Below are 21,649 nucleotides of genomic sequence, written 5' to 3'. Positions count from 1 at the left end.
ATATAAAGTAATTTGTAAATACGCATAAACTTTAATATAATATAATGTGTATATAGATAAAAGAAAAGGAAATATTATAAATGAAGAACAAGCTTTCTGATAAGTCCCTTGAGAATCAGAGAAAAGAAAAAATCATGCGTTTCTCCATTCGTAAATATAGTTTTGGTGCAGCGAGTGTAGCGGTTGCTGCCTTTTTAATGTTTTTAGGAAATGGAGCAGTTGCAGCTGATCAATTGAAAGTAACTGAAGAGTCTTCTAGTAAAGTAGAGTTGGCTCAATCAGGTGGGGAGAAGGCTGAAAATCAGAGTGAGTCCAAAATCAGTGAGCCAAAAATTAGTAAACCAGAATTAGATAAAAGCCAACTTGCAAATTATATTGGTGAAATTGAAGGTAAGATTTCAAGTGGAGCCTACGCTAATAAGACAGAGGAAAGTGTAGCGAGTCTAGCTGCTGAATTGGCTAATGCCAAAGCAACTTTAGCGAACGCAAGCAGTCAAGAAGAATTGACGAGTGCCTATCAAAAACTGGTTACTGCTGTTAACTCAAAATTACGAAATAAGCCGGTTGAGAAAAAAGAAATTGTTTCAACAGATACTATTGATGGTAAAGAAACAGTTGGTATCAAAGCTGAAAATACTGAGAAACCATCAGAATCAAATGCGATTGAAAATACTGGTGCCAATGATCCGCGTAATGGAAGTGAAATTGAAAAGGATACAACATTCCGTGCACCTGTCAATCAAGATCCTAAGGTAGACTTTACATTCTCCATACCAGATGAGAAGAAAATCTATATCTATAACGAAGAGCATTTCTCATTAGAAATTCCTGTTTATTCTGAAACTGGAAAGATTCGTTATGCAACGATTAAGAAAGGATCTAGACAAAGATTCCCTAATGTTGCAGGTACAGATAATGACTTGGATGTTGAATTTGGATTTACTGCTAGGGTAATAAATCGTGCTGAAACGGCAGGGGTAACATCGGAGGCGAGTCAAGCAAATCCTGCGAAAATCGTTATTACAGGTCGTCCAAACGATATACTGAAAAAACACAGAGATTATACAAAACAAGAAAACCAAACACTTAACGTGGGTACTCGTTATATTCAGGTGGTTGATGATCAAGGTAGAGAGAATCTTAAAAAAGGTGATAGTATTGCAGACCCAGGGTATTTCTACTTAGTATTAAAAGCTCAATCTAAGAAATATTCATTAAGATCTCAACCTACAGATGAAAAGATTTCTGTAACTAGTTTGACAAATCCTACAGCAGAAGACTTGCAAAAAATCAAAGATAGTATTCAACTAGAATATTCAACAACAAACGAAGATGCACGATTTGCTGATAAACGTGGAACTTTAGTTGAACATCCTGAGGATGTTATCCAATCTGTTAATATCGTTGGGAATAATATCGTTGTGACATTTACAGATGGTTCTACGAAGACAAAACCAGTAAGTGAAATTGTACAAAAAAATGTTCCGCCGGTTGTTAATCTACCGTATTCAAACGAAGCGAACAGAAATATTTATATCTATTCTGGAGAAGAGACAGACCTAACATTTACTGCAACGGATGAGTCTAAGATTAAGGACCTAAAACTTCGTGGCCCTGGTGACATTAACTATAATAATGCAACTAGTTTTGGTTTAGCAGTAGGGAATATTGTTGATAGCGCAGTAACAAGCGGAGCGGGTTCTGTTTCTGAAGATAAGAAGACAGTAACCATTAAAATGACTGGAACAACGAATTTAACTGCTGGGAAAAAATGGACAAGTGTTATCGTTGCAAAAGATGACAACAATGGAGAAAGTGCACCTTTTAACGGAAGAATTAATGCAACTACTAATCCTGCAGAACGTCAAAAAATTGAAGGTTATGTTGAATTTGTTGTAAAAAATCAAACTACTAAATATGATATTAAGACTCCAGAAGGAACAGTTAGTGTAGTAGATCCAGCGAATGTTACGGCTGACGAATTTGAAAAAATTAAAGAAAAAGTAAAAATCGAATACTCTCAAACTAACGATGATGCTAATTTTACTAGCAAGAGAGGACAAGCTGTAGACAATCAGGCGACAAGAATTTCTACGATTACAAAAGATGTTAATGGAAATATTGTTGTGACCTATAAAGATGGATCAACTGATACAAAACCTTTATCAGAATATGTAAGTTTAAATAAACAACCTGCAATTGATGCAGTTAACAAAGCTGCTGAAGATAAAATTGCAGAGATTAATGCTAATACAAACGCAACTTCAGAAGAAAAAGCAGCTGCAATCGAAAAAGTTAATGCCGATAAGTCGAAAGCTTTAACAGCAATTAATGATAACTCGGTAACGACTAAAGCTGCATTAGATAATGCGAAAACATCAGGAACAACTGCGATTAGCAATGATAATCCTGCAGTAACTAAGAAAGATACAGCAAAAGCAGCTATTGATACAGCTTTAAGAGAGAAAGAAGCAGCCATTGATGCGAATAACGACTTAACGACCGAAGAGAAGAATGCAGCGAAAGCAGATGCACAGGCAAAAGCAACTGCAGCGAAAACAGCAATTGATAATGTGACAACAAACGCAGCAGTGGACTCAGCCCAAACGGCAGGAACAACAAGTGTAAGTTCAGTAACGCCAACAGCGGTAGCGAAACCAGCGGCTAAGAAAGCAATTGAAGACGCGCTGAAAGCGAAAGTAGCACAACTTGATGCAAGAAATGATTCAACAACTGAAGAAAAAGAAGCAGCAAAAGCAGATGCACAAGCAAGAGCAACAGCGGCTAAAAATAATATTGATACTGCAACAACAAACTCAACAGTAGATAATGCGAAAACTACAGGCGTTGTTGATGTAGAAAGCGTTAACCCACAAGCAAGTCAAAAGAAAACTGATGCAAAAAATGCAGTTGATGAAGCGTTAAAAGCTAAGGAAGCAGCGATTGACGCGAACAATGACTTAACCGCAGAAGAGAAAGCCAAAGCTAAGGAAGACGCGAAAGCCAAAGCCGATGCAGCGAAACAAGCAATCGACAACGCAACAACAAACGATGCGGTAGAACAAGCTAAAAACGCAGGAGTGACATCAGTAGATTCGGTGACTCCAACGCCGGTAGCCAAACCAGCAGCTAAGCAAGCCATCGATGACGCATTGAAAGCTAAGAACGAGGCGATTGACGCAAACAACGATTTGACTGCTGAAGAGAAAGCCAAAGCTAAGGAAGACGCGAAAGCCAAAGCCGACGCAGCGAAAACAGCTATTGACAATGCAACAACAAACGCAGGAGTAGAACAAGCTAAAAACGCAGGAGCAACGAGTGTATCTTCAGTAACACCAACAGCGCAAGTGAAGCCAGCGGCTGAAAAAGCGATCGATGACGCGTTGGCTGATAAGATTAAAGCAATTGACGCAAACAACGACTTGACTGCTGAAGAAAAAGCCAAAGCTAAGGAAGACGCGAAAGCCAAAGCTGACGCAGCAAAACAAGCAATTGATCAAGCGACAACAAATGCAGAAGTTGAGCAAGCTAAAACTAACGGAACGTCAGAAGTAACTTCAGTAAATCCACAACCAGAAGCGAAAACAGAAGCTAAGAAAGCCATCGACGAAGCGCTCAAAGCTAAGACTGTCGAAATAGATGCACGTACAGACTTAACAGATGAAGAGAAAACTGCAGCTAAGGAAGACGCGAAAGCCAAAGCTGACGCAGCGAAAGCAACCATCGACAACGCAACAACAAATGCGGAAGTAGAACAAGCTAAGGTGACTGGAACAACAGAAGTAAAAGCAGTAGATCCACAACCAGAAGCGAAAACAGAAGCTAAGCAAGCAATCGATGAAGCTCTGAAAGCTAAGAATAATGAGATTGAAGCTCGTACAGACTTAACAGATGAGGAGAAAACTGCAGCCAAAGCAGACGCGAAAGCCAAAGCCGACGCAGCAAAACAAGAAATAGACAACGCGACAACAAACGCAGCGGTAGAACAAGCTAAAAATGACGGAGCGACAAGTGTATCTTCAGTAACTCAAACACCAGTAGCAAAACCAGCGGCTAAACAAGCAATCGACGATGCGCTTAAAGCTAAGAACGATGAGATTGATGCCAATAACGACTTAACTGACGAAGAAAAAGCTGCAGCTAAGCAAGAAGCGCAAGACAAAGCGACTGCAGCGAAACAAGCAATCGACAACGCAACAACAAATGCGGCGGTAGAACAAGCTAAGGCTGATGGAACAACAGAAGTAAACAATGTAAATCCAATACCAGAAGCGAAGCCAGCGGCTAAAAAAGCGATCGATGACGCGTTGGCTGATAAGATTAAAGCAATTGACGCAAACAACGACTTGACTGCTGAAGAAAAAGCCAAAGCTAAGGAAGACGCGAAAGCCAAAGCCGATGCAGCGAAAGAAGCCATCGATAAAGCAACAACCAACGCAGAAGTCGATCAAGCTCAGTCAACTGGAACAATAGAAGTAAACAATGTAAATCCAGACGCAGTAGTGAAGTCAGAAGCTAAAAAAGCTATCGATGATGCCCTAAAAGCTAAGAACGACGAGATTGATGCTCGCACAGACTTAACAGACGAAGAGAAAACCGCGGCTAAGGCTGAAGCTAAAGCGAAAGCAGATGCAGCTAAGCAAGCAATCGACAACGCAACAATAAACGATGCGGTAGAACAAGCTAAAAATGACGGAGCGACAAGTGTATCTTCAGTCACTCCAATAGCGCAAGCGAAGCCAGCAGCTAAAAAAGCAGTAGAAGACGCGTTAGCTGATAAGATTAAAGAAATTGACGCAAATAACGACTTAACTGACGAAGAAAAAGCCGTAGCTAAGCAAGAAGCGCAAGACAAAGCGACTGCAGCAAAACAAGCAATCGACAACGCAACAACAAACGATGCAGTTGAGAAAGCTAAAAACGCTGGAGTGACAAGTGTATCTTCAGTAAGTCCAACAGCGCAAGCTAAGCCAGCGGCTAAACAAGCAATCGACGATGCATTAAAAGCTAAGGAAGCAGCAATTGACGCAAACAACGACTTAACAGATGAGGAGAAAACTGCAGCCAAAGCAGACGCGAAAGCCAAAGCCGACGCAGCGAAAGAAGTCATAGATAAAGCAACAACAAATGCGGAAGTAGAACAAGCTAAGGTGACTGGAACAACAGAAGTAAAAGCAGTAGATCCACAACCAGAAGCGAAGCCAGAAGCTAAGAAAGCCATCGATGATGCCCTAAAAGCTAAGAACGACGAGATAGACGATCGTACAGACTTAACAGACGAAGAGAAAATTGTGGCTAAATTAGATGCAAAAGCCAAAGCTGATGCAGCGAAAGAAGCCATAGATAAAGCAACAACAAACGCCGAAGTCGCTCAAGCTAAGGCAACTGGAACAACAGAAGTAAACAATGTAACTCCAACACCAGTAACGAAGCCAGCAGCTAAGCAAGCAATCGACGATGCACTGAAAGCTAAGAAAGATGAGATTGATGCCAACAACGACTTAACAGACGAAGAAAAAACTGCGGCTAAGTCAGAAGCCAAAGCTAAGGCCGACGCAGCTAAGCAAGCGATCGACAACGCGACAACAAACGCAACGGTAGAACAAGCTAAAAATGATGGGGCAGCAAGTGTATCTTCAGTAACTCCAACACCAGCAGCCAAACCGGCTGCAAAACAAGCTATCGACGATGCACTGAAAGCTAAGAACGATGAGATTGATGCCAACAACGACTTAACAGACGAAGAAAAAACTGCGGCGAAAGCTGATGCAAAAGCCAAAGCAGACGCAGCGAAAACAGCGATCGATAACGCTACGACAAATGATGCAGTAACTCAAGCTAAAAACGACGGAGCAACATCAGTAGATTCGGTGACTCCAACGCCGGTAGCCAAACCAGCAGCGAAGCAAGCCATCGATGACGCATTAAAAGCTAAGAATGACGCGATTGACGCAAACAACGACTTAACAGATGAGGAGAAAACTGCAGCCAAAGCAGACGCGAAAGCCAAAGCCGACGCAGCGAAGCAAGCAATTGACAACGCGACAACAAACGATGCAGTAACTCAAGCTAAAAACGCTGGGGCAGCAAATGTATCATCAGTCACTCCAACACCAACAGCTAAACCGGCTGCAAAACAAGCAATTGATGACGCATTGAAAGCTAAGAATGACGCGATTGATGCCAATAATGACTTAACAGACGAAGAAAAAACTGCAGCTAAAGCAGATGCAAAAGCCAAAGCCGACGCAGCGAAACAAGCAATCGACAACGCAACAACAAACGATGCAGTTGAGAAAGCTAAAAACGATGGAGTGACAAGTGTATCTTCAGTAAGTCCAACAGCGCAAGCTAAGCCAGCGGCTAAACAAGCAATCGACGATGCATTAAAAGCTAAGGAAGCAGCAATTGACGCAAACAACGACTTAACAGACGAAGAGAAAACTGCAGCGAAAGCTGATGCGAAAGCAAAAGCAGACGCAGCTAAGCAAGCCATCGACAACGCAACAACAAACGATGCAGTTGAGAAAGCTAAAAACGACGGAGTGACAAGTGTATCTTCAGTAAGTCCAACAGCGCAAGCTAAGCCAGCGGCTAAACAAGCAATCGACGATGCATTAAAAGCTAAGGAAGCAGCAATTGACGCAAACAACGACTTAACAGACGAAGAGAAAACTGCAGCGAAAGCTGATGCGAAAGCCAAAGCCGACGCAGCGAAGACTGCAATTGACAATGCAACCACAAACGATACCGTAACGCAAGCTAAAAACGACGGAGCGACAAGTGTATCATCAGTCACTCCAACACCAACAGCTAAACCGGCTGCTAAGAAGGCCATCGAAGATGCGCTGAAAGCTAAGGAAGCAGCAATCAACGCAAATAATGACTTAACAGACGAAGAAAAAGCCAAAGCTAAGCAAGAAGCGCAAGACAAGGCAGCTGCAGCGAAACAAGCGATCGATAATGCGACAACAAACGCGGGAGTAGACCAAGCTAAGGCTAATGGAACAACAGAAGTAAATAATGTAAATCCAACAGCAGTGGCAAAACCAGCAGCTAAAAAAGCAATCGACGATGCCCTAAAAGCTAAAAATGACGCGATTGATGCTCGAGATAATCTGACAGCTGAGGAAAAAATAGCAGCTAAGGAAGAAGCTAAAGCCAAAGCCGACGCAGCGAAGACTGCAATCGACAACGCAACCACAAACGATGCAGTAACTCAAGCTAAAAATGATGGGGCAGCAAGTGTATCTTCAGTGACTCCAACTCCAGTAGCCAAACCAGCAGCTAAGAAAGCAATCGACGATGCATTAAAAGCTAAGGAAGCAGCGATTGACGCGAACAACGACTTAACAGACGAAGAGAAAACTGCAGCTAAAGCAGATGCAAAAGCCAAAGCCGACGCAGCGAAAACAGCAATAGACAACGCGACAACAAATGATGAGGTAGAACAAGCTAAAAATGATGGAGCAACATCGGTAGATTCGGTGACTCCAACTCCAGTAGCGAAACCAGAGGCGAAGAAAGCAGTAGAAGATGCACTTAAAGCCAAAGAAGCAGAAATCGATGCTCGAGATGATCTGACAGCTGAGGAAAAAACAGCAGCTAAAGAAGAAGCGAAAGCCAAAGCAGACGCAGCGAAGACTGCAATCGACAATGCGACAACAAATAATGCAGTAACTCAAGCTAAAAACGCTGGAGCAACGAGTGTATCTTCAGTAAATCCAACAGCGCAAGCTAAGCCAGCAGCTAAGAAAGCGATAGAAGATGCGCTTAAAGCCAAAGAAGCAGAGATCGATACTCGAGATGATCTGACAGCTGAGGAAAAAATAGCAGCTAAAGAAGAAGCTAGGGCTAAAGCAGAAGCGGCAAAACAAGCAGTTGATAAAGCGGCAACAAATGCTGACGTTGAAAATTCAAAAACTATTGGGGTAGCAGATGTAAACTCATTGAATCCAGTAGCGGTTAAGAAACCAGAGGCTAAAAAAGCTGTAGATGAAGCACTAAAGGCAAAAGAAGCAGAAATTGATGCGAATAATGACTTAACAGCAGAAGAAAAATTAGCAGCTAAGGAGGAAGCTAAAGCTAAAGCCGATGCAGCTAAGAAAGCAATCGATGAAGCTGATACAGATATTAAGGTTGATGTAAATAGTATATCTGGTTTAAGTGATGTAAATTCATTTAGTCCAGAACCAGTTAAGAAATCAGAGGCTAAAAAAGCAATTGATGCAGCTCTAGAGAAGAAAATAGAAGAAATCGATGCTCGAGATGATTTAACAACTGAAGAGAAAACTGCAGCAAAAGCTGAAGTAGAAAATAAAGCTAATGAGGCAAAAGACGCAATCGATGCAGCAGATACAGACATTAAAGTAGATGTAAATAGTGTATCTGGTTTAAGTGATGTGAACTCGTTTAGTCCAGAAGCAGCTAAAAAACCAGCAGCCAAACAGGCAATAGATGATGCATTAAAAGCAAAAGAAGATGCAATAGATGCGAATGATGATTTAACAGCTGAAGAAAAAACTAAAGCCAAAGCAGAAGCTAAGGCAAAAGCTGATGCAGCGAAAGAAGCAATCGACAATGCGACAACAAACGCAGAAGTGGAACAAGCTAAGACTGCAGGAACGGCATCAGTAGCTTCAGTGACTCCAAAGCCAGTGGCAAAACCGACTGCGAAGCAAGCCATCGACGACGCGCTTAAAGCTAAGAACGACGTGATTGACTCTCGTACAGACTTGACAGATGAAGAGAAAGCTGCGGCTAAGTCAGAAGCAAAAGCTAAGGCCAACGCAGCAAAAGCAGCCATCGATAATGCAACAACAAATGCGGAAGTAGACCGAGCTAAGGTGACTGGAATAACAGAAGTAAAAGCAGTAGATCCACAACCAGAAGCGAAGCCAGAAGCTAAGAAAGCCATCGATGATACCTTAAAAGCTAAGACTGATGAGATAGACGCACGTACAGACTTGACAGATGAGGAGAAAACTGCAGCTAAGGGAGACGCGAAAACAAAAGCTGACGCAGCGAAGACTGCAATCGACAACGCAACAACAAACGATGCAGTAACTCAAGTTAAAAACGATGGGGCAGCAAGTGTAGCTTCAGTGACTCCAGCAGCAGTAGCGAAGACGGAAGCTAAGCAAGCCATCGATGAAGCTCTTAAAGCTAAGAGTGCTGAGATAGACGCACGTACAGACTTGACAGATGAAGAGAAAGCTGCGGCTAAGTCAGAAGCAAAAGCTAAGGCCAACGCAGCAAAAGCAGCCATCGATAATGCAACAACAAATGCGGAAGTAGACCGAGCTAAGGTGACTGGAATAACAGAAGTAAAAGCAGTAGATCCACAACCAGAAGCGAAGCCAGAAGCTAAGAAAGCCATCGATGATACCTTAAAAGCTAAGACTGATGAGATAGACGCACGTACAGACTTGACAGATGAGGAGAAAACTGCAGCTAAGGGAGACGCGAAAACAAAAGCTGACGCAGCGAAGACTGCAATCGACAACGCAACAACAAACGATGCAGTAACTCAAGTTAAAAACGATGGGGCAGCAAGTGTAGCTTCAGTGACTCCAGCAGCAGTAGCGAAGACGGAAGCTAAGCAAGCCATCGATGAAGCTCTTAAAGCTAAGAGTGCTGAGATAGACGCACGTACAGACTTAACAGACGAAGAGAAAACTGTGGCTAAATTAGATGCAAAAGCCAAAGCTGACGCAGCGAAAGCAACCATCGACAACGCAATAACAAATGCGGAGGTAGAACAAGCTAAGGTGACTGGAATAACAGAAGTAAAAGCAGTAGATCCACAACCAGAAGCTAAGACAGCAGCTAAGCAAGCCATCGATGATGCCCTAAAAGCTAAGAACGACGAGATAGACGCTCGTACAGATTTAACAGACGAAGAGAAAACTGCTGCTAAGTCAGAAGCAAAAGCTAAGGCCGACGCAGCAAAAGAAGTTATCGATAAAGCGACAACCAATGCAGAAGTTGACCAAGCAAAGTCAACTGGAATTGCAGAAGTCACTTCAGTAAATCCAGGTGCAGTGGCTAAGACAGAAGCTAAGCAAGCCATCGACGAAGCTCTGAAGGCTAAGAACGACGAAATCGACGCACGTACAGACTTAACAGATGAAGAGAAAGCTGCTGCTAAGTCAGAAGCAAAAGCTAAGGCTGACGCAGCAAAATCAGCCATAGATAAAGCAACAACGAATGCAGAAGTCTACCAATCTAAGTCAACTGGAATCACAGCAGTGACTTCAGTAAACCCAGAGGCAGTAGCGAAGACGGAAGCTAAGCAATCCATCGACGAAGCGCTTAAAGCTAAGACTTCCGAGATAGACTCTCGCACAGACTTAACAGAAGAAGAGAAAATTGGGGCTAAGGCAGAAGCAAAAACAAAAGCTGACGCAGCGAAGACTGCAATCGACAACGCAACAACAAATGCGGAAGTAGAACAAGCTAAGGTGACTGGAACAAGAGAAGTAAATAATGTAAATCCAGACGCAGTAGCAAAGTCAGAAGCTAAGAAATCCATCGACGAAGTTCTTAAAGCTAAGACTGCCGAGATAGACGGACGTACAGACTTAACAGATGAAGAGAAAACTGCAGCCAAAGCAGACGCGAAAGCTAAAGCTGACGCAGCGAAAGCAGCCATCGACAAAGCAACAACGAATGCAACAGTCGACCAAGCTAAGTCAACTGGTATTGAGGAAGTGAACTCAGTCAATCCGATTGCACAAATTAGACCGGCAGTTGGAGCAAGTGCTGGAGTTCATGTAAACTCAGCTAATCCAACTTCTAAAGAAAAACCACAGGAAAAACAAGCAATAGACCAAGTATTGAAAACTGATGAAGCCAAAGCTAAAGTGAAAGATAGTGTAGCATCTACTATCTCACAACTTGAAAATGAGAATCAGCAAGTAGCTACTAATCAGCGTGTAGTGGCTAGAGAATTGCCAAATACAGGTACAACAGAATCCATAACAGCAATTGTTGCAGCAACAGCTAGTGCGATACTTGGTTTTGGTCTTATTGCTCGTCGTCGAAAAGAAGATGAAGAAGACAAATTAGAAAATCAGTAACGATTTCTAACAGTTGCAACTCCTTTTTTGAGACTAAGTAGATAATATTATTCTTAAAACTCTCCTAGAGCAAAATAGCTACTAGGAGAGTTTTTTCTCTAATCAGAAGATACGTGACGGGACTAAAAACAATCTCATCTGCTTTGCGGATGAGGGTTTTCTTATTTTGTGCTATACTTAAGATATGCATAGAAAAACAGTGATTGATTTTAGGGCTTTGGGCGAGAGATACACCTTTACCCAGCCTATTAAAGAGTTGAAAACGAGAAATGTAGCAGAAGTGGCAGATTTGCTGGTACAAGTGGAAAGCTACCAAGAGCAAGGCTACTATGTGGTGGGCTATGTCAGCTACGAGGCTGCACCTGCTTTTGAGGAGAAATTAGCAGTTCATAAAGCTCCTTTACTGGACGAGTATTTGCTTTACTTTACTGTTCACGATAGGGTGGAGACATCTCCTATTCCCCTGACTTATGATGAGGTTGATTTGCCTTCAAATTGGCAGGAAGTGACGTCTGAAGCAGATTATGAAAAGGCGATTGCTCAGATTCACCATCATTTGCGGCAGGGGGACACCTATCAGGTCAACTACACCGTCCAACTCAAGCAAAAATTAAGTGCCAATCCTTTTGCCATCTACAATCGTATGGTAGTAGAGCAGGAGGCGGGCTACAATGCTTATGTTGAACATGACGAGATGGCAGTGATTTCCATGAGTCCAGAACTCTTTTTTGAGCAAAATGACCGCGAGTTGACAACACGACCAATGAAGGGAACGACTCAGCGTGGGGTAACTGACCAAGAAGATCTTGAACAGGCCAGTTGGTTGGAGCAGGATTCTAAAAATCGCTCTGAAAATATGATGATTGTGGACCTCTTGCGCAATGACATGAACCGTATTTCTGATGTTGGTAGTGAGCATGTAGAACGTCTTTGTCAGGTAGAACAGTATTCGACAGTTTGGCAGATGACTTCGACCATCAAGAGCCAGTTGCGAGAGGATGTGGACCTAGTTGAAATCTTCCGTTCGCTCTTTCCTTGTGGTTCCATAACGGGCGCACCGAAAATTGCAACGATGGAAATCATTAAGGACTTGGAGCCTCAACCAAGAGGAGTTTACTGCGGAACGATTGGTCTCTTACTTCCAAATGGGCGCCGGATTTTCAATGTTGCCATTCGGACCATTCAACTGCATCAAGGGAAAGCCATCTATGGAGTAGGTGGCGGCATTACATGGGATAGCACTTGGGAATCTGAATACCGAGAGGTTCATCAAAAGGCGGCAGTCCTTTATCGTAAACAAGCTCGCTTCCAATTAATTACAACTGGAAAAATCAGCCAAAAACAACTGATGTTTGAAGAAAAACATCTGGAAAGGCTGAGAAAAGCTAGTCGGTATTTTGCTTATCCTTTTGACCCAGAAATTTTGAGACAAAAGATTGAAGCAGAGTGTCAGGCTTGTGATGCTAATCGAGATTACCGCTTGCGTATTTCTCTAGACAAGTCTGGAGAGATAGAAGTAGATCGTCAAGTATTAACACCTCTTAGTCCAAGTTTTTGTCAGGCCAAACTTTGCCTTCAGGAAGCCAATTTGCAACAAGCATTTACCTACTTCAAAACGACTCACCGACCACACATGAACCTAGGGGAACAAGAGATCATTTACCACAATAAGTCTGGAGAACTTCTTGAAACCTCTATTGGAAATTTGGTTTTGAAAATCTCTGGGAAACTCTATACACCGCCAGTCCGACTTAACATCTTACCGGGAATTTACCGTCAGCATTTGCTGGAAACAGGACAGGTAGAAGAGAAAGTCTTGACCTTGGCAGATTTAGCCCAAGCAGAAGCTATTTACGGCTGTAATGCAGTGAGAGGCTTGTATGAATTAAGCCTAGAGGAGAACTAGATGAAACTGGTATTTTTACACGGGTTAGGGCAGTCAGCAGAGTCTTGGAAAGAAGTTCGGAATCTACTGACAGATTATCCTTCTGAGGCTATCGAGTTATTTCCTTCTGGAGTTAGCAACTATCAACAAGCTAAAGAGCGAGTTTATCAGCATCTAGCTCAAGAGACAGAACCTTTTATTTTGGTTGGATTGTCCTTAGGTGCTGCCCTGGCATTAGAACTATCTAGTTACGATTTATCAAATCTCCGAGCTTTGGTTCTATCAGGATGTCCACTTAAACTGTCTGGTAATATCCTATTTTATCTTCAGTTGATGATTTTTAAACTACTTCCCAAAAAAGTATTTGAAAAACAGGGAGCAGACAAGGCTTTTATGGTCGGAGTTTCTGAGGAATTGAAGACACTTGATTTAACTGATATATCAAGAACTTGTCCTTATCCAACCTTACTAATTTGTGGCAGCAAAGATAAACCGAATCTTAGTTCTATGAGAAGTCTTCATAAACTAATATCAGAATCTCAATTTCAGATTATACCAGATGGTCCTCATGTCTTGAATGAAGCTAAACCAAAAGAGTTTGCTGAACAGATTAAACCTTTCCTTGAATTGCTGAAATAAGTTTGATAAAATAATAGTGAAATCGATAACATCGTTATAGGAGAACGAAATGAATAAACGTCTATTTTTAAAAATGAGTCTGGCTACCTTGCCAGTCTTAGCCTTGTTTTCACAACCTGTGTTAGCAGAAGAAAACATTCATTTTTCTAGTTGTAAAGAATCTTGGGCGAATGGATACGCAGATATTCACGAGGGAGAACCTGGTTATTCTGCCAAGTTAGACCGCGATCATGATGGTGTGGCTTGCGAATTGAAAAATGCTCCTAAGGGTGCTTTTAAAGCAAAACAAGCGGCTACAACTCAAACTGATACAACTTCATCCACAGCAAGTGGTTGGGTTAAGCAGGACGGTTCTTGGTACTATTTTGATGGAAATGGAAATCCAGTGAAAAATGCATGGCAGGGAAGCTATTACCTGAAAGCTGATGGTAAAATGGCACAGAGTGAATGGATTTATGACTCTTCTTATCAAGCTTGGTATTATTTGAAATCAGATGGTTCTTATGCAAAAAATGCATGGCAAGGAGCTTATTACCTTAAATCAAACGGTAAAATGGCACAAGGTGAGTGGGTTTATGACTCTTCTTATCAAGCCTGGTATTACTTGAAATCAGATGGTTCTTATGCTCGCAATGCATGGCAAGGAAACTACTATTTGAAATCAGATGGTAAAATGGCTAAAAATGAGCGAGTTGATGGAGGCCGCTACTATGTAGATGCTTCAGGTCTATGGAAACCATAAGTAAGGATAAAATCTAGAAAGTTAATGCAAACCTTTGCATAAATGAGTGAATTTTGTTATACTATATCTGTAAGCATTTTCAATTAATTCATAATAAAAAAGGAGAATATGATGAGTCAAAAGATTATTGGGATTGACCTTGGTGGAACTTCTATCAAATTTGCAATCTTAACAACAGCAGGAGAAATCCAAGAAAAATGGTCTATCAAGACTAATATTTTGGATGAGGGAAGTCATATCGTAGATGATATGATTGAGTCTATTCAGCATCGTTTGGACTTGCTTGGATTGGCAGCAGCGGACTTCCAAGGAATTGGGATGGGATCACCAGGTGTGGTTGACCGTGAAAAAGGGACTGTTATCGGTGCCTACAACCTCAACTGGAAAACCCTTCAACCAATTAAAGAGAAGATTGAAAAGGCCTTGGGTATTCCATTCTTCATCGATAATGATGCCAACGTAGCTGCTCTTGGTGAGCGTTGGATGGGGGCTGGTGATAACCAACCAGATGTTGTATTTATGACACTCGGTACTGGTGTTGGTGGCGGTATCGTCGCTGAAGGCAAATTGCTTCACGGTGTTGCTGGTGCAGCAGGTGAGCTTGGTCATATCACTGTTGACTTTGATCAACCAATCGCATGTACTTGCGGTAAGAAAGGTTGCCTTGAGACAGTTGCTTCAGCAACAGGGATTGTCAACTTGACTCGTCGCTATGCCGATGAATACGAAGGCGATGCAGCCTTGAAACGCTTGATTGATAATGGAGAAGAAGTAACCGCTAAGACTGTCTTTGATTTGGCAAAAGAAGGAGACGATCTTGCTTTGATCGTTTACCGTAATTTCTCACGTTACTTGGGAATCGCTTGTGCTAACATTGGCTCAATCCTAAACCCATCAACAATCGTTATCGGTGGCGGTGTGTCAGCTGCAGGAGAATTCCTTCTACAAGGTGTTCAAAAGGTTTACGACGAAAATACCTTCCCACAAGTACGCACAACAACTAAACTAGCTCTTGCAACTCTAGGAAATGACGCTGGAGTTATCGGAGCAGCATCACTTGTATTGCAATAAAATAAAAATGACAGAGCTTGGTGATTCATCAGGCTCTTTTTCAAGATCATAATTGTAAATATAACTCTTAACTTTTTGATTTTAGAAAGGAGATTTTAAATGAATAAGTCAGAACAATCCATGTTTGAATTGGCTTTGTCCATTGCAAAAAAGCACATGAGGGACAATATGATAAGGCTGGAGTAGTTTATATCAAACACCCTCTTTTTGTAGCAAGTCTGGTCGATACGCAAGAAGAAAAGGCAGTCGCTCTATTGCACGATGTTCTTGAAGATAGCCCTTATACAGTAGAAGAACTAATATTGGCTGGTTTACCAGAGACTGTTGTTACTGCAGTGCAGGTACTGACCAAGAAAAAGGGACAAGATTATCAACAATATTTGGAACTTGTTAAATCGAATCCTATAGCACGTTGTGTCAAATTAGCAGATTTGAAACATAATTCAGATTTATCTAGACTAGCTACAATTACTGAAAAGGATCTGGAACGATTTGAAAAATACAAGAAAGCTATTGATTATCTGAGAATGTAGAAAAGCTTTTTTTATGCTATACTAGTTAGGACAATAAATGAGGTGAGAGAGAATGACAAAAGCAGATATTATTTTTAAAGAAAATATTGAACGAATCCTCAAAGACGGTGTCTTTTCTGAGCAGGCCCGTCCCAAGTACAAGGATGGGACAGTTGCCAACTCCAAGTATGTAACGGGTGCATTTGCCGAGTATGACTTGGCCAAGGGGGAATTCCCCATTACAACTTTACGCCCTATCGCTATCAAATCCGCCATCAAGGAAGTGCTCTGGATTTACCAAGACCAGTCAAATAGCCTAGACGTGCTTAATGACAAGTACAATGTTCACTACTGGAATGACTGGGAAGTGGGAGATACGGGAACCATCGGTGAGCGCTATGGTGCCGTTGTTAAGAAACACGATATCATCAATAAGATTCTCAAGCAGTTGGAAGCCAACCCTTGGAACCGCCGCAATATCATTTCGCTCTGGGATTACCAAGCTTTCGAAGAAACAGATGGGCTGCTCCCGTGCGCTTTTCAGACCATGTTTGATGTCCGCCGTGTAGATGGGGAAATTTATTTGGATGCGACCTTGACCCAGCGTTCTAATGATATGCTGGTGGCCCACCATATCAACGCTATGCAGTATGTAGCTCTTCAAATGATGATTGCCAAGCATTTTGGCTGGAAGGTTGGGAAGTTCTTCTACTTCATCAACAACCTCCATATCTATGACAATCAATTTGAACAAGCTCAGGAATTGCTTCGTCGTGAGCCGTCAAACTGCCAACCACGTTTGGTTTTGAATGTGCCAGATGGGACTAATTTCTTTGATATCAAAGCGGAAGACTTTGAGTTGGTGGATTATGACCCTGTCAAACCACAGTTGAAGTTTGACCTAGCTATTTAAAAGAATAGAAAAAAGAAGTTGAGACAATAAATCTCAACTTCTTTTGTTTTTTAACGTGATACGCGGCGACGGGCTGCTTTTTTACGGTTTTCTTCGATGAAAGCTGCTTTTTGCTCTTCTGGTTCGATCACTTTCTTTTTAAATGCGTATACTGCACCTGCGACGGCAGCGACAGTTCCTGCGACACCTGTTACAAGACCTTTAGCGAATCCTTTAGCCATGAGTCTTCCTCCTTTATCTTCTTAATCAGCCAGCCCCTTCAAGAGGTCACATTTTTCTGACTGACTTTTTTGTGTTATAATAATAGTAACGAAAAAATGGGAATTTTTCAAGGAAAAAAGATGAAAACAAAAATAATTGTGATCGTTGGACCGACTGCAGTTGGAAAGACGGCTCTAGCCATTGAAGTGGCCAAGCGTTTTAATGGCGAAGTGGTTAGTGGAGATAGCCAGCAAGTCTATCGAGGACTTGATATTGGGACGGCCAAGGCTAGTCCAGAAGAGCAGTCAGCTGTTCCCCATCATTTAATCGATGTTAGAGAGGTAACCGAGTCTTACTCGGCTTTTGATTTTGTTTCAGAAGCTAAGATGGCTATTGAAGATATTCACAGTCGTGGCAAGCTAGCCATTATCGCTGGTGGGACTGGGCTTTATATCCAGAGCTTACTAGAAGGCTACCATTTAGGTGGAGAGACTCCTCATGAGGAGATTTTGGCCTATCGGGCTGGTTTGGAGCCCTATACAGATGAGGAATTAGCTCATCTTGTGGAGCAAGCTGGCCTTGAGATTCCCCAGTTTAATCGTCGTCGTGCTATGCGTGCCTTAGAAATTGCCCATTTTGGTCAGGATTTGGAAAATCAAGAGACCTTGTATGAACCTTTGATCATCTGCTTGGATGACGAACGCAGTCAGCTTTATGAACGTATCAACCACCGAGTGGATTTGATGTTTGAGGCTGGGCTTTTGGATGAGGCCAAGTGGCTCTTTGACCATTATCCAGATGTGCAGGCTGCTAAAGGAATTGGCTATAAGGAACTCTTTCCTTATTTCCGTGGAGAGCAGACCTTGGAAGAAGCCAGTGAGAGTCTCAAACAGGCTACTCGTCGTTTTGCCAAGCGTCAGTTGACCTGGTTCCGTAATCGCATGCAGGTCACCTTTTATCAGATTGGAGAAGCTGGTGTACAAGACCGAATTTTAAGCCAGATAGAGGAGTTTTTAGATGATTGAAACGGAGAAAAAAGAGGAGCGGGTCCTGCTCATTGGTGTGGAATTGCAGGGCATGGACAATTTTGACCTCTCCATGGAAGAATTGGCCAGTCTAGCTAAGACAGCTGGGGCAGTCGTTGTAGATAGCTACAGACAAAAACGTGAAAAATATGATTCTAAGACCTTCGTCGGCTCTGGTAAGTTGGAAGAGATTGCGCTCATGGTGGATGCAGAAGAAATCACCACTGTCATCGTCAACAACCGTCTGACGCCAAGGCAAAATGTCAATCTAGAGGAAGTTCTGGGTGTTAAGGTCATTGACCGTATGCAGTTGATTTTGGATATCTTTGCCATGCGAGCTCGGAGCCATGAAGGGAAGCTCCAAGTCCACCTAGCCCAGCTCAAATATCTCCTGCCTCGCTTGGTTGGTCAGGGGATTATGCTCAGCCGTCAGGCAGGGGGAATTGGTTCCCGTGGACCTGGTGAAAGCCAGTTGGAGTTGAACCGTCGTAGTGTTCGCAACCAAATCACGGATATCGAGCGCCAGCTCAAGGTGGTTGAGAAAAATCGGGCGACTGTCAGAGAAAAACGTTTGGAGTCAAGCACCTTTAAGATTGGTTTGATTGGTTATACCAATGCTGGGAAGTCAACTATCATGAACACCTTGACCAGTAAGACCCAGTATGAAGCAGACGAGCTCTTTGCGACTTTGGACGCGACAACTAAGAGTATCCATCTGGGAGGCAATCTCCAAGTAACTTTGACAGATACAGTTGGCTTTATCCAAGATTTGCCGACAGAGTTGGTGTCCAGTTTCAAGTCAACCTTGGAAGAAAGCAAGCATGTGGACCTTCTGGTTCATGTTATCGATACCAGCAATCCTTACCATGAGGAGCATGAAAAAACAGTCCTGTCCATCATGAAAGACCTGGACATGGAAGATATTCCTCGCTTGACCCTTTATAATAAAGCGGATTTGGTGGAGGATTTTACGCCGACCCAAACACCTTATGCTCTCATTTCTGCCAAGTCTGAGGATAGTCGTGAGAATTTGCAGGCACTATTTTTAGAGAAAATCAAGGATATTTTTGAATCTTTTACCCTGCGAGTGCCTTTTTCAAAGTCCTACAAGATTCATGATTTAGAAAGTGTTGCGATTCTGGAAGAACGTGATTATCAGGAAGACGGCGAAGTGATTACAGGCTACATTTCTGAGAAAAACAAATGGAGGTTAGAGGAATTTTATGACTGATATTAAAACCTTGGCTCTAAAATATGGGGGCTATACAAGTCTGGATAAGGTCTATCTGGATCAACTTCTAGCTGGTAGAACAGAGCAGGAGCAGTTGGCACTGATCACTCCTCCGCCCAGCGTGGTCAATGCTTACTTTGCAGAACTCTACCAGAAAAAGAGTCCTGAGGCTGCGACGGATTATTTTGCGGAACTCAGTCAGGAACTGAATCTTTACAACGTTGAGCCAAGTTTCACCATAGAAAACAAGCCTTTTATTCGGCTTAATCTGTCTGGTAAATCATTTGGTTTTTGTTATGAGAGTGAGGGTCTGGGGCGGATTTTCTCTGAAAATGAAGAGGTTATTTCAGAAGACTTGCTCTTTGAGATTGCGCAAATTTTTCCCCATCAGCTAGTCTTTGAGGAGTCTGGCAAGATTTATATGCAGGCTGTCGGGGACGAGGAAGTTGTTAGCGTGGAAAATATCACAGCTTTGACTGATTTGGAAAGCTTGGCTGATGGTCGCAAGCGTCTTAAAGGCTATAGTCAAGAGGATTTACTGCAAGAAGCTGCTTCTTTTTATGGCAAGCGCTATTTCCGATCGGAAAACCGCACAGCCATGTTATATATTGATTAATTAGAAAGTATCGAATGGATATTCAATTTTTAGGAACGGGGGCTGGTCAGCCCTCTAAAGCCCGCAATGTCTCCAGTCTCGCCCTGAAACTTTTGGACGAGATTAACGAAGTCTGGCTCTTTGACTGTGGAGAAGGTACGCAAAATCGCATTCTGGAAACCACAATTCGACCGCGTAAGGTCAGCAAAATCTTTATCACCCACCTACATGGAGACCACATTTTTGGCCTGCCAGGTTTCCTTTCTAGCCGGGCCTTTCAGGCCAATGAAGAGCAGACAGATTTGGAAATCTATGGACCGCAAGGGATCAAATCCTTTGTCTTAACCAGCCTTCGTGTGTCAGGTTCGCGCCTGCCTTACCGTATTCATTTTCATGAGTTTGACCAAGATTCTCTAGGAAAAATCCTTGAGACCGATAAATTCACGGTGTATGCAGAGGAGTTGGACCACACTATTTTCTGCGTTGGCTATCGTGTCATGCAAAAGGATTTGGAAGGAACGCTGGATGCTGAAAAACTCAAGGCTGCTGGTGTCCCATTTGGCCCACTTTTTGGGAAAATCAAAAACGGTCAGGACGTAGTTCTCGAAGATGGGACTGAAATCAAGGCAGCAGACTATGTCTCAGCTCCCCGTCCAGGTAAAATTATCACTATTTTAGGAGACACTCGAAAAACGGATGCCAGTGTGCGACTGGCTGTCAATGCCGATGTCCTAGTTCATGAGTCCACTTATGGCAAGGGTGATGAAAAAATTGCTCGTAACCATGGCCACTCTACTAACATGCAAGCTGCACAAGTAGCGGTAGAAGCAGGTGCTAAACGACTATTGCTCAACCATATCAGTGCTCGTTTCCTCTCAAAAGATATCAGCAAGCTCAAAAAAGACGCTGCTAGTGTCTTTGAAAATGTGCATGTGGTCAAGGATTTGGAAGAAGTGGAAATCTAGCAGTCACAGAAAGGATAAGTATGCCTACTATTCTCATTACTGGAGCTAGCGGTGGCCTAGCACAAGAGATGGTCAAACTCCTGCCAAATGACCAACTGATTTTGTTAGGTAGAAATAAGGAAAAATTAGCCCAACTCTACGGAGACCATCCCCATGCAGAATTGATTGAAATCGATATTACCGATGACTCAGCCTTAGAAACTCTGGTAACAGACCTCTATCTCCGCTATGGCAAGATTGATGTCTTGATAAACAACGCTGGTTACGGGATTTTTGAGGAATTTGACCAGATTTCTGACCAATATATTCACCAGATGTTTGAGGTCAATACCTTTGCCCTGATGAATCTATCTCGTCGCCTTGCGGCTCGAATGAAGGAAAGTCGAAAAGGCCATATCATCAATATTGTTAGCATGGCAGGTTTGATTGCTACTGGCAAGTCTAGTCTCTACTCAGCCACTAAGTTTGCGGCCATTGGTTTTTCAAATGCTCTGCGCCTCGAACTGATGCCCTATGGAGTCTATGTGACAACAGTCAATCCCGGTCCAATCCGTACAGGATTTTTTGACCAAGCAGACCCAGATGGAATCTATCTCAAATCGGTTGAACGCTTCCTGTTGGAAGCAGATGCAGTGGCTAAAAAGATTGTCAAGATTATAGGAAAAAACAAACGCGAACTCAATCTTCCAATTTTGTTGAACCTAGCCCATAAGTTTTATACCCTCTTTCCAAAGCTAGCCGATAAGTTGGCAGGGGAGACTTTTAATTATAAGTAAAAAGAACCAATGT

General features: G+C 42.5%; 11 protein-coding genes and 2 pseudogenes. 12 read left to right on the top strand and 1 reads right to left on the bottom strand.

Annotated elements, in window-relative coordinates:
• The first annotated feature begins 80 nt into the window (after positions 1-80).
• The 7 genes and pseudogenes from QMQ21_RS06400 (at position 81) to QMQ21_RS06370 (ending at position 16,843) form a co-directional block, all read left to right on the top strand.
• Positions 81-11,081: a sialic acid-binding adhesin gene (locus QMQ21_RS06400; RefSeq protein ID WP_261814111.1), complete on the top strand. Its 11,001-nt coding sequence runs from the start codon at positions 81-83 to the stop codon at positions 11,079-11,081.
• Between the two features lie 184 nt (positions 11,082-11,265).
• Positions 11,266-12,987, top strand: a complete 1,722-nt coding sequence (gene pabB / locus QMQ21_RS06395) for an aminodeoxychorismate synthase component I (protein ID WP_261035553.1) — start codon at positions 11,266-11,268, stop codon at positions 12,985-12,987.
• Positions 12,988-13,605 (top strand): alpha/beta fold hydrolase, encoded by a 618-nt coding sequence (locus tag QMQ21_RS06390; RefSeq protein ID WP_261035552.1) that lies wholly within the window; start codon positions 12,988-12,990, stop codon positions 13,603-13,605.
• Between the two features lie 49 nt (positions 13,606-13,654).
• A pseudogene (locus QMQ21_RS06385) lies at positions 13,655-14,341 on the top strand (excalibur calcium-binding domain-containing protein); the annotation flags it as partial.
• Positions 14,342-14,458: 117 nt separating this feature from the next.
• Positions 14,459-15,418, top strand: a complete 960-nt coding sequence (locus tag QMQ21_RS06380) for an ROK family glucokinase (protein ID WP_020902451.1) — start codon at positions 14,459-14,461, stop codon at positions 15,416-15,418.
• A gap of 99 nt (positions 15,419-15,517) precedes the next feature.
• Positions 15,518-15,951 (top strand): annotated as a pseudogene (locus QMQ21_RS06375) (GTP pyrophosphokinase).
• Between the two features lie 52 nt (positions 15,952-16,003).
• On the top strand, positions 16,004-16,843 hold the full coding sequence (locus tag QMQ21_RS06370; RefSeq protein ID WP_020903655.1) for a thymidylate synthase: 840 nt from the start codon (positions 16,004-16,006) through the stop codon (positions 16,841-16,843).
• Between the two features lie 50 nt (positions 16,844-16,893).
• Here QMQ21_RS06370 and QMQ21_RS06365 read toward each other — a convergent pair whose 3' ends face one another.
• Entirely contained in the window at positions 16,894-17,064 is a 171-nt protein-coding gene (locus QMQ21_RS06365; protein WP_001051780.1) for a DUF3042 family protein, read from the bottom strand.
• 120 nt (positions 17,065-17,184) lie between these two features.
• Between QMQ21_RS06365 and miaA the strand changes: the two genes are divergently transcribed.
• From miaA to QMQ21_RS06340, 5 genes are read left to right on the top strand one after another with little or no spacing between them, the layout of a single operon-like run.
• The gene (gene miaA, locus QMQ21_RS06360) at positions 17,185-18,069 is read left to right on the top strand and encodes a tRNA (adenosine(37)-N6)-dimethylallyltransferase MiaA (RefSeq protein ID WP_004256128.1); all 885 of its coding nucleotides are present in this window, start codon (positions 17,185-17,187) and stop codon (positions 18,067-18,069) included.
• Positions 18,062-19,300: a GTPase HflX gene (hflX, locus tag QMQ21_RS06355; protein WP_261814108.1), complete on the top strand. Its 1,239-nt coding sequence runs from the start codon at positions 18,062-18,064 to the stop codon at positions 19,298-19,300. The genes miaA and hflX overlap by 8 nt, the downstream gene beginning before the upstream one ends.
• Positions 19,293-19,916, top strand: coding sequence for a cystathionine beta-lyase (locus tag QMQ21_RS06350; protein WP_261062139.1), 624 nt, complete (start codon positions 19,293-19,295; stop codon positions 19,914-19,916). The genes hflX and QMQ21_RS06350 overlap by 8 nt, the downstream gene beginning before the upstream one ends.
• A gap of 14 nt (positions 19,917-19,930) precedes the next feature.
• Positions 19,931-20,860, top strand: a complete 930-nt coding sequence (rnz, locus tag QMQ21_RS06345) for a ribonuclease Z (RefSeq protein ID WP_261814107.1) — start codon at positions 19,931-19,933, stop codon at positions 20,858-20,860.
• A gap of 20 nt (positions 20,861-20,880) precedes the next feature.
• The gene (locus QMQ21_RS06340; protein ID WP_261062135.1) at positions 20,881-21,636 is read left to right on the top strand and encodes an SDR family NAD(P)-dependent oxidoreductase; all 756 of its coding nucleotides are present in this window, start codon (positions 20,881-20,883) and stop codon (positions 21,634-21,636) included.
• Positions 21,637-21,649: the final 13 nt, after the last annotated feature.

The organism is Streptococcus bouchesdurhonensis (assembly GCF_948472335.1).
Note: the sequence above shows the minus strand (reverse complement) of the source record. Positions and strands in the feature narration are given on the sequence as shown.

Coding starts and splice junctions, on each gene's coding strand:
- QMQ21_RS06380 (WP_020902451.1), top strand. CDS start 14,459: ATGAGTCAAAAGATTATTGGGATTGACCTTGGTGGAACTTCTATCAAA.
- QMQ21_RS06365 (WP_001051780.1), bottom strand. CDS start 17,064: ATGGCTAAAGGATTCGCTAAAGGTCTTGTAACAGGTGTCGCAGGAACT.
- QMQ21_RS06350 (WP_261062139.1), top strand. CDS start 19,293: ATGACTGATATTAAAACCTTGGCTCTAAAATATGGGGGCTATACAAGT.
- pabB (WP_261035553.1), top strand. CDS start 11,266: ATGCATAGAAAAACAGTGATTGATTTTAGGGCTTTGGGCGAGAGATAC.
- QMQ21_RS06400 (WP_261814111.1), top strand. CDS start 81: ATGAAGAACAAGCTTTCTGATAAGTCCCTTGAGAATCAGAGAAAAGAA.
- miaA (WP_004256128.1), top strand. CDS start 17,185: ATGAAAACAAAAATAATTGTGATCGTTGGACCGACTGCAGTTGGAAAG.
- QMQ21_RS06390 (WP_261035552.1), top strand. CDS start 12,988: ATGAAACTGGTATTTTTACACGGGTTAGGGCAGTCAGCAGAGTCTTGG.
- rnz (WP_261814107.1), top strand. CDS start 19,931: ATGGATATTCAATTTTTAGGAACGGGGGCTGGTCAGCCCTCTAAAGCC.
- QMQ21_RS06370 (WP_020903655.1), top strand. CDS start 16,004: ATGACAAAAGCAGATATTATTTTTAAAGAAAATATTGAACGAATCCTC.
- QMQ21_RS06340 (WP_261062135.1), top strand. CDS start 20,881: ATGCCTACTATTCTCATTACTGGAGCTAGCGGTGGCCTAGCACAAGAG.
- hflX (WP_261814108.1), top strand. CDS start 18,062: ATGATTGAAACGGAGAAAAAAGAGGAGCGGGTCCTGCTCATTGGTGTG.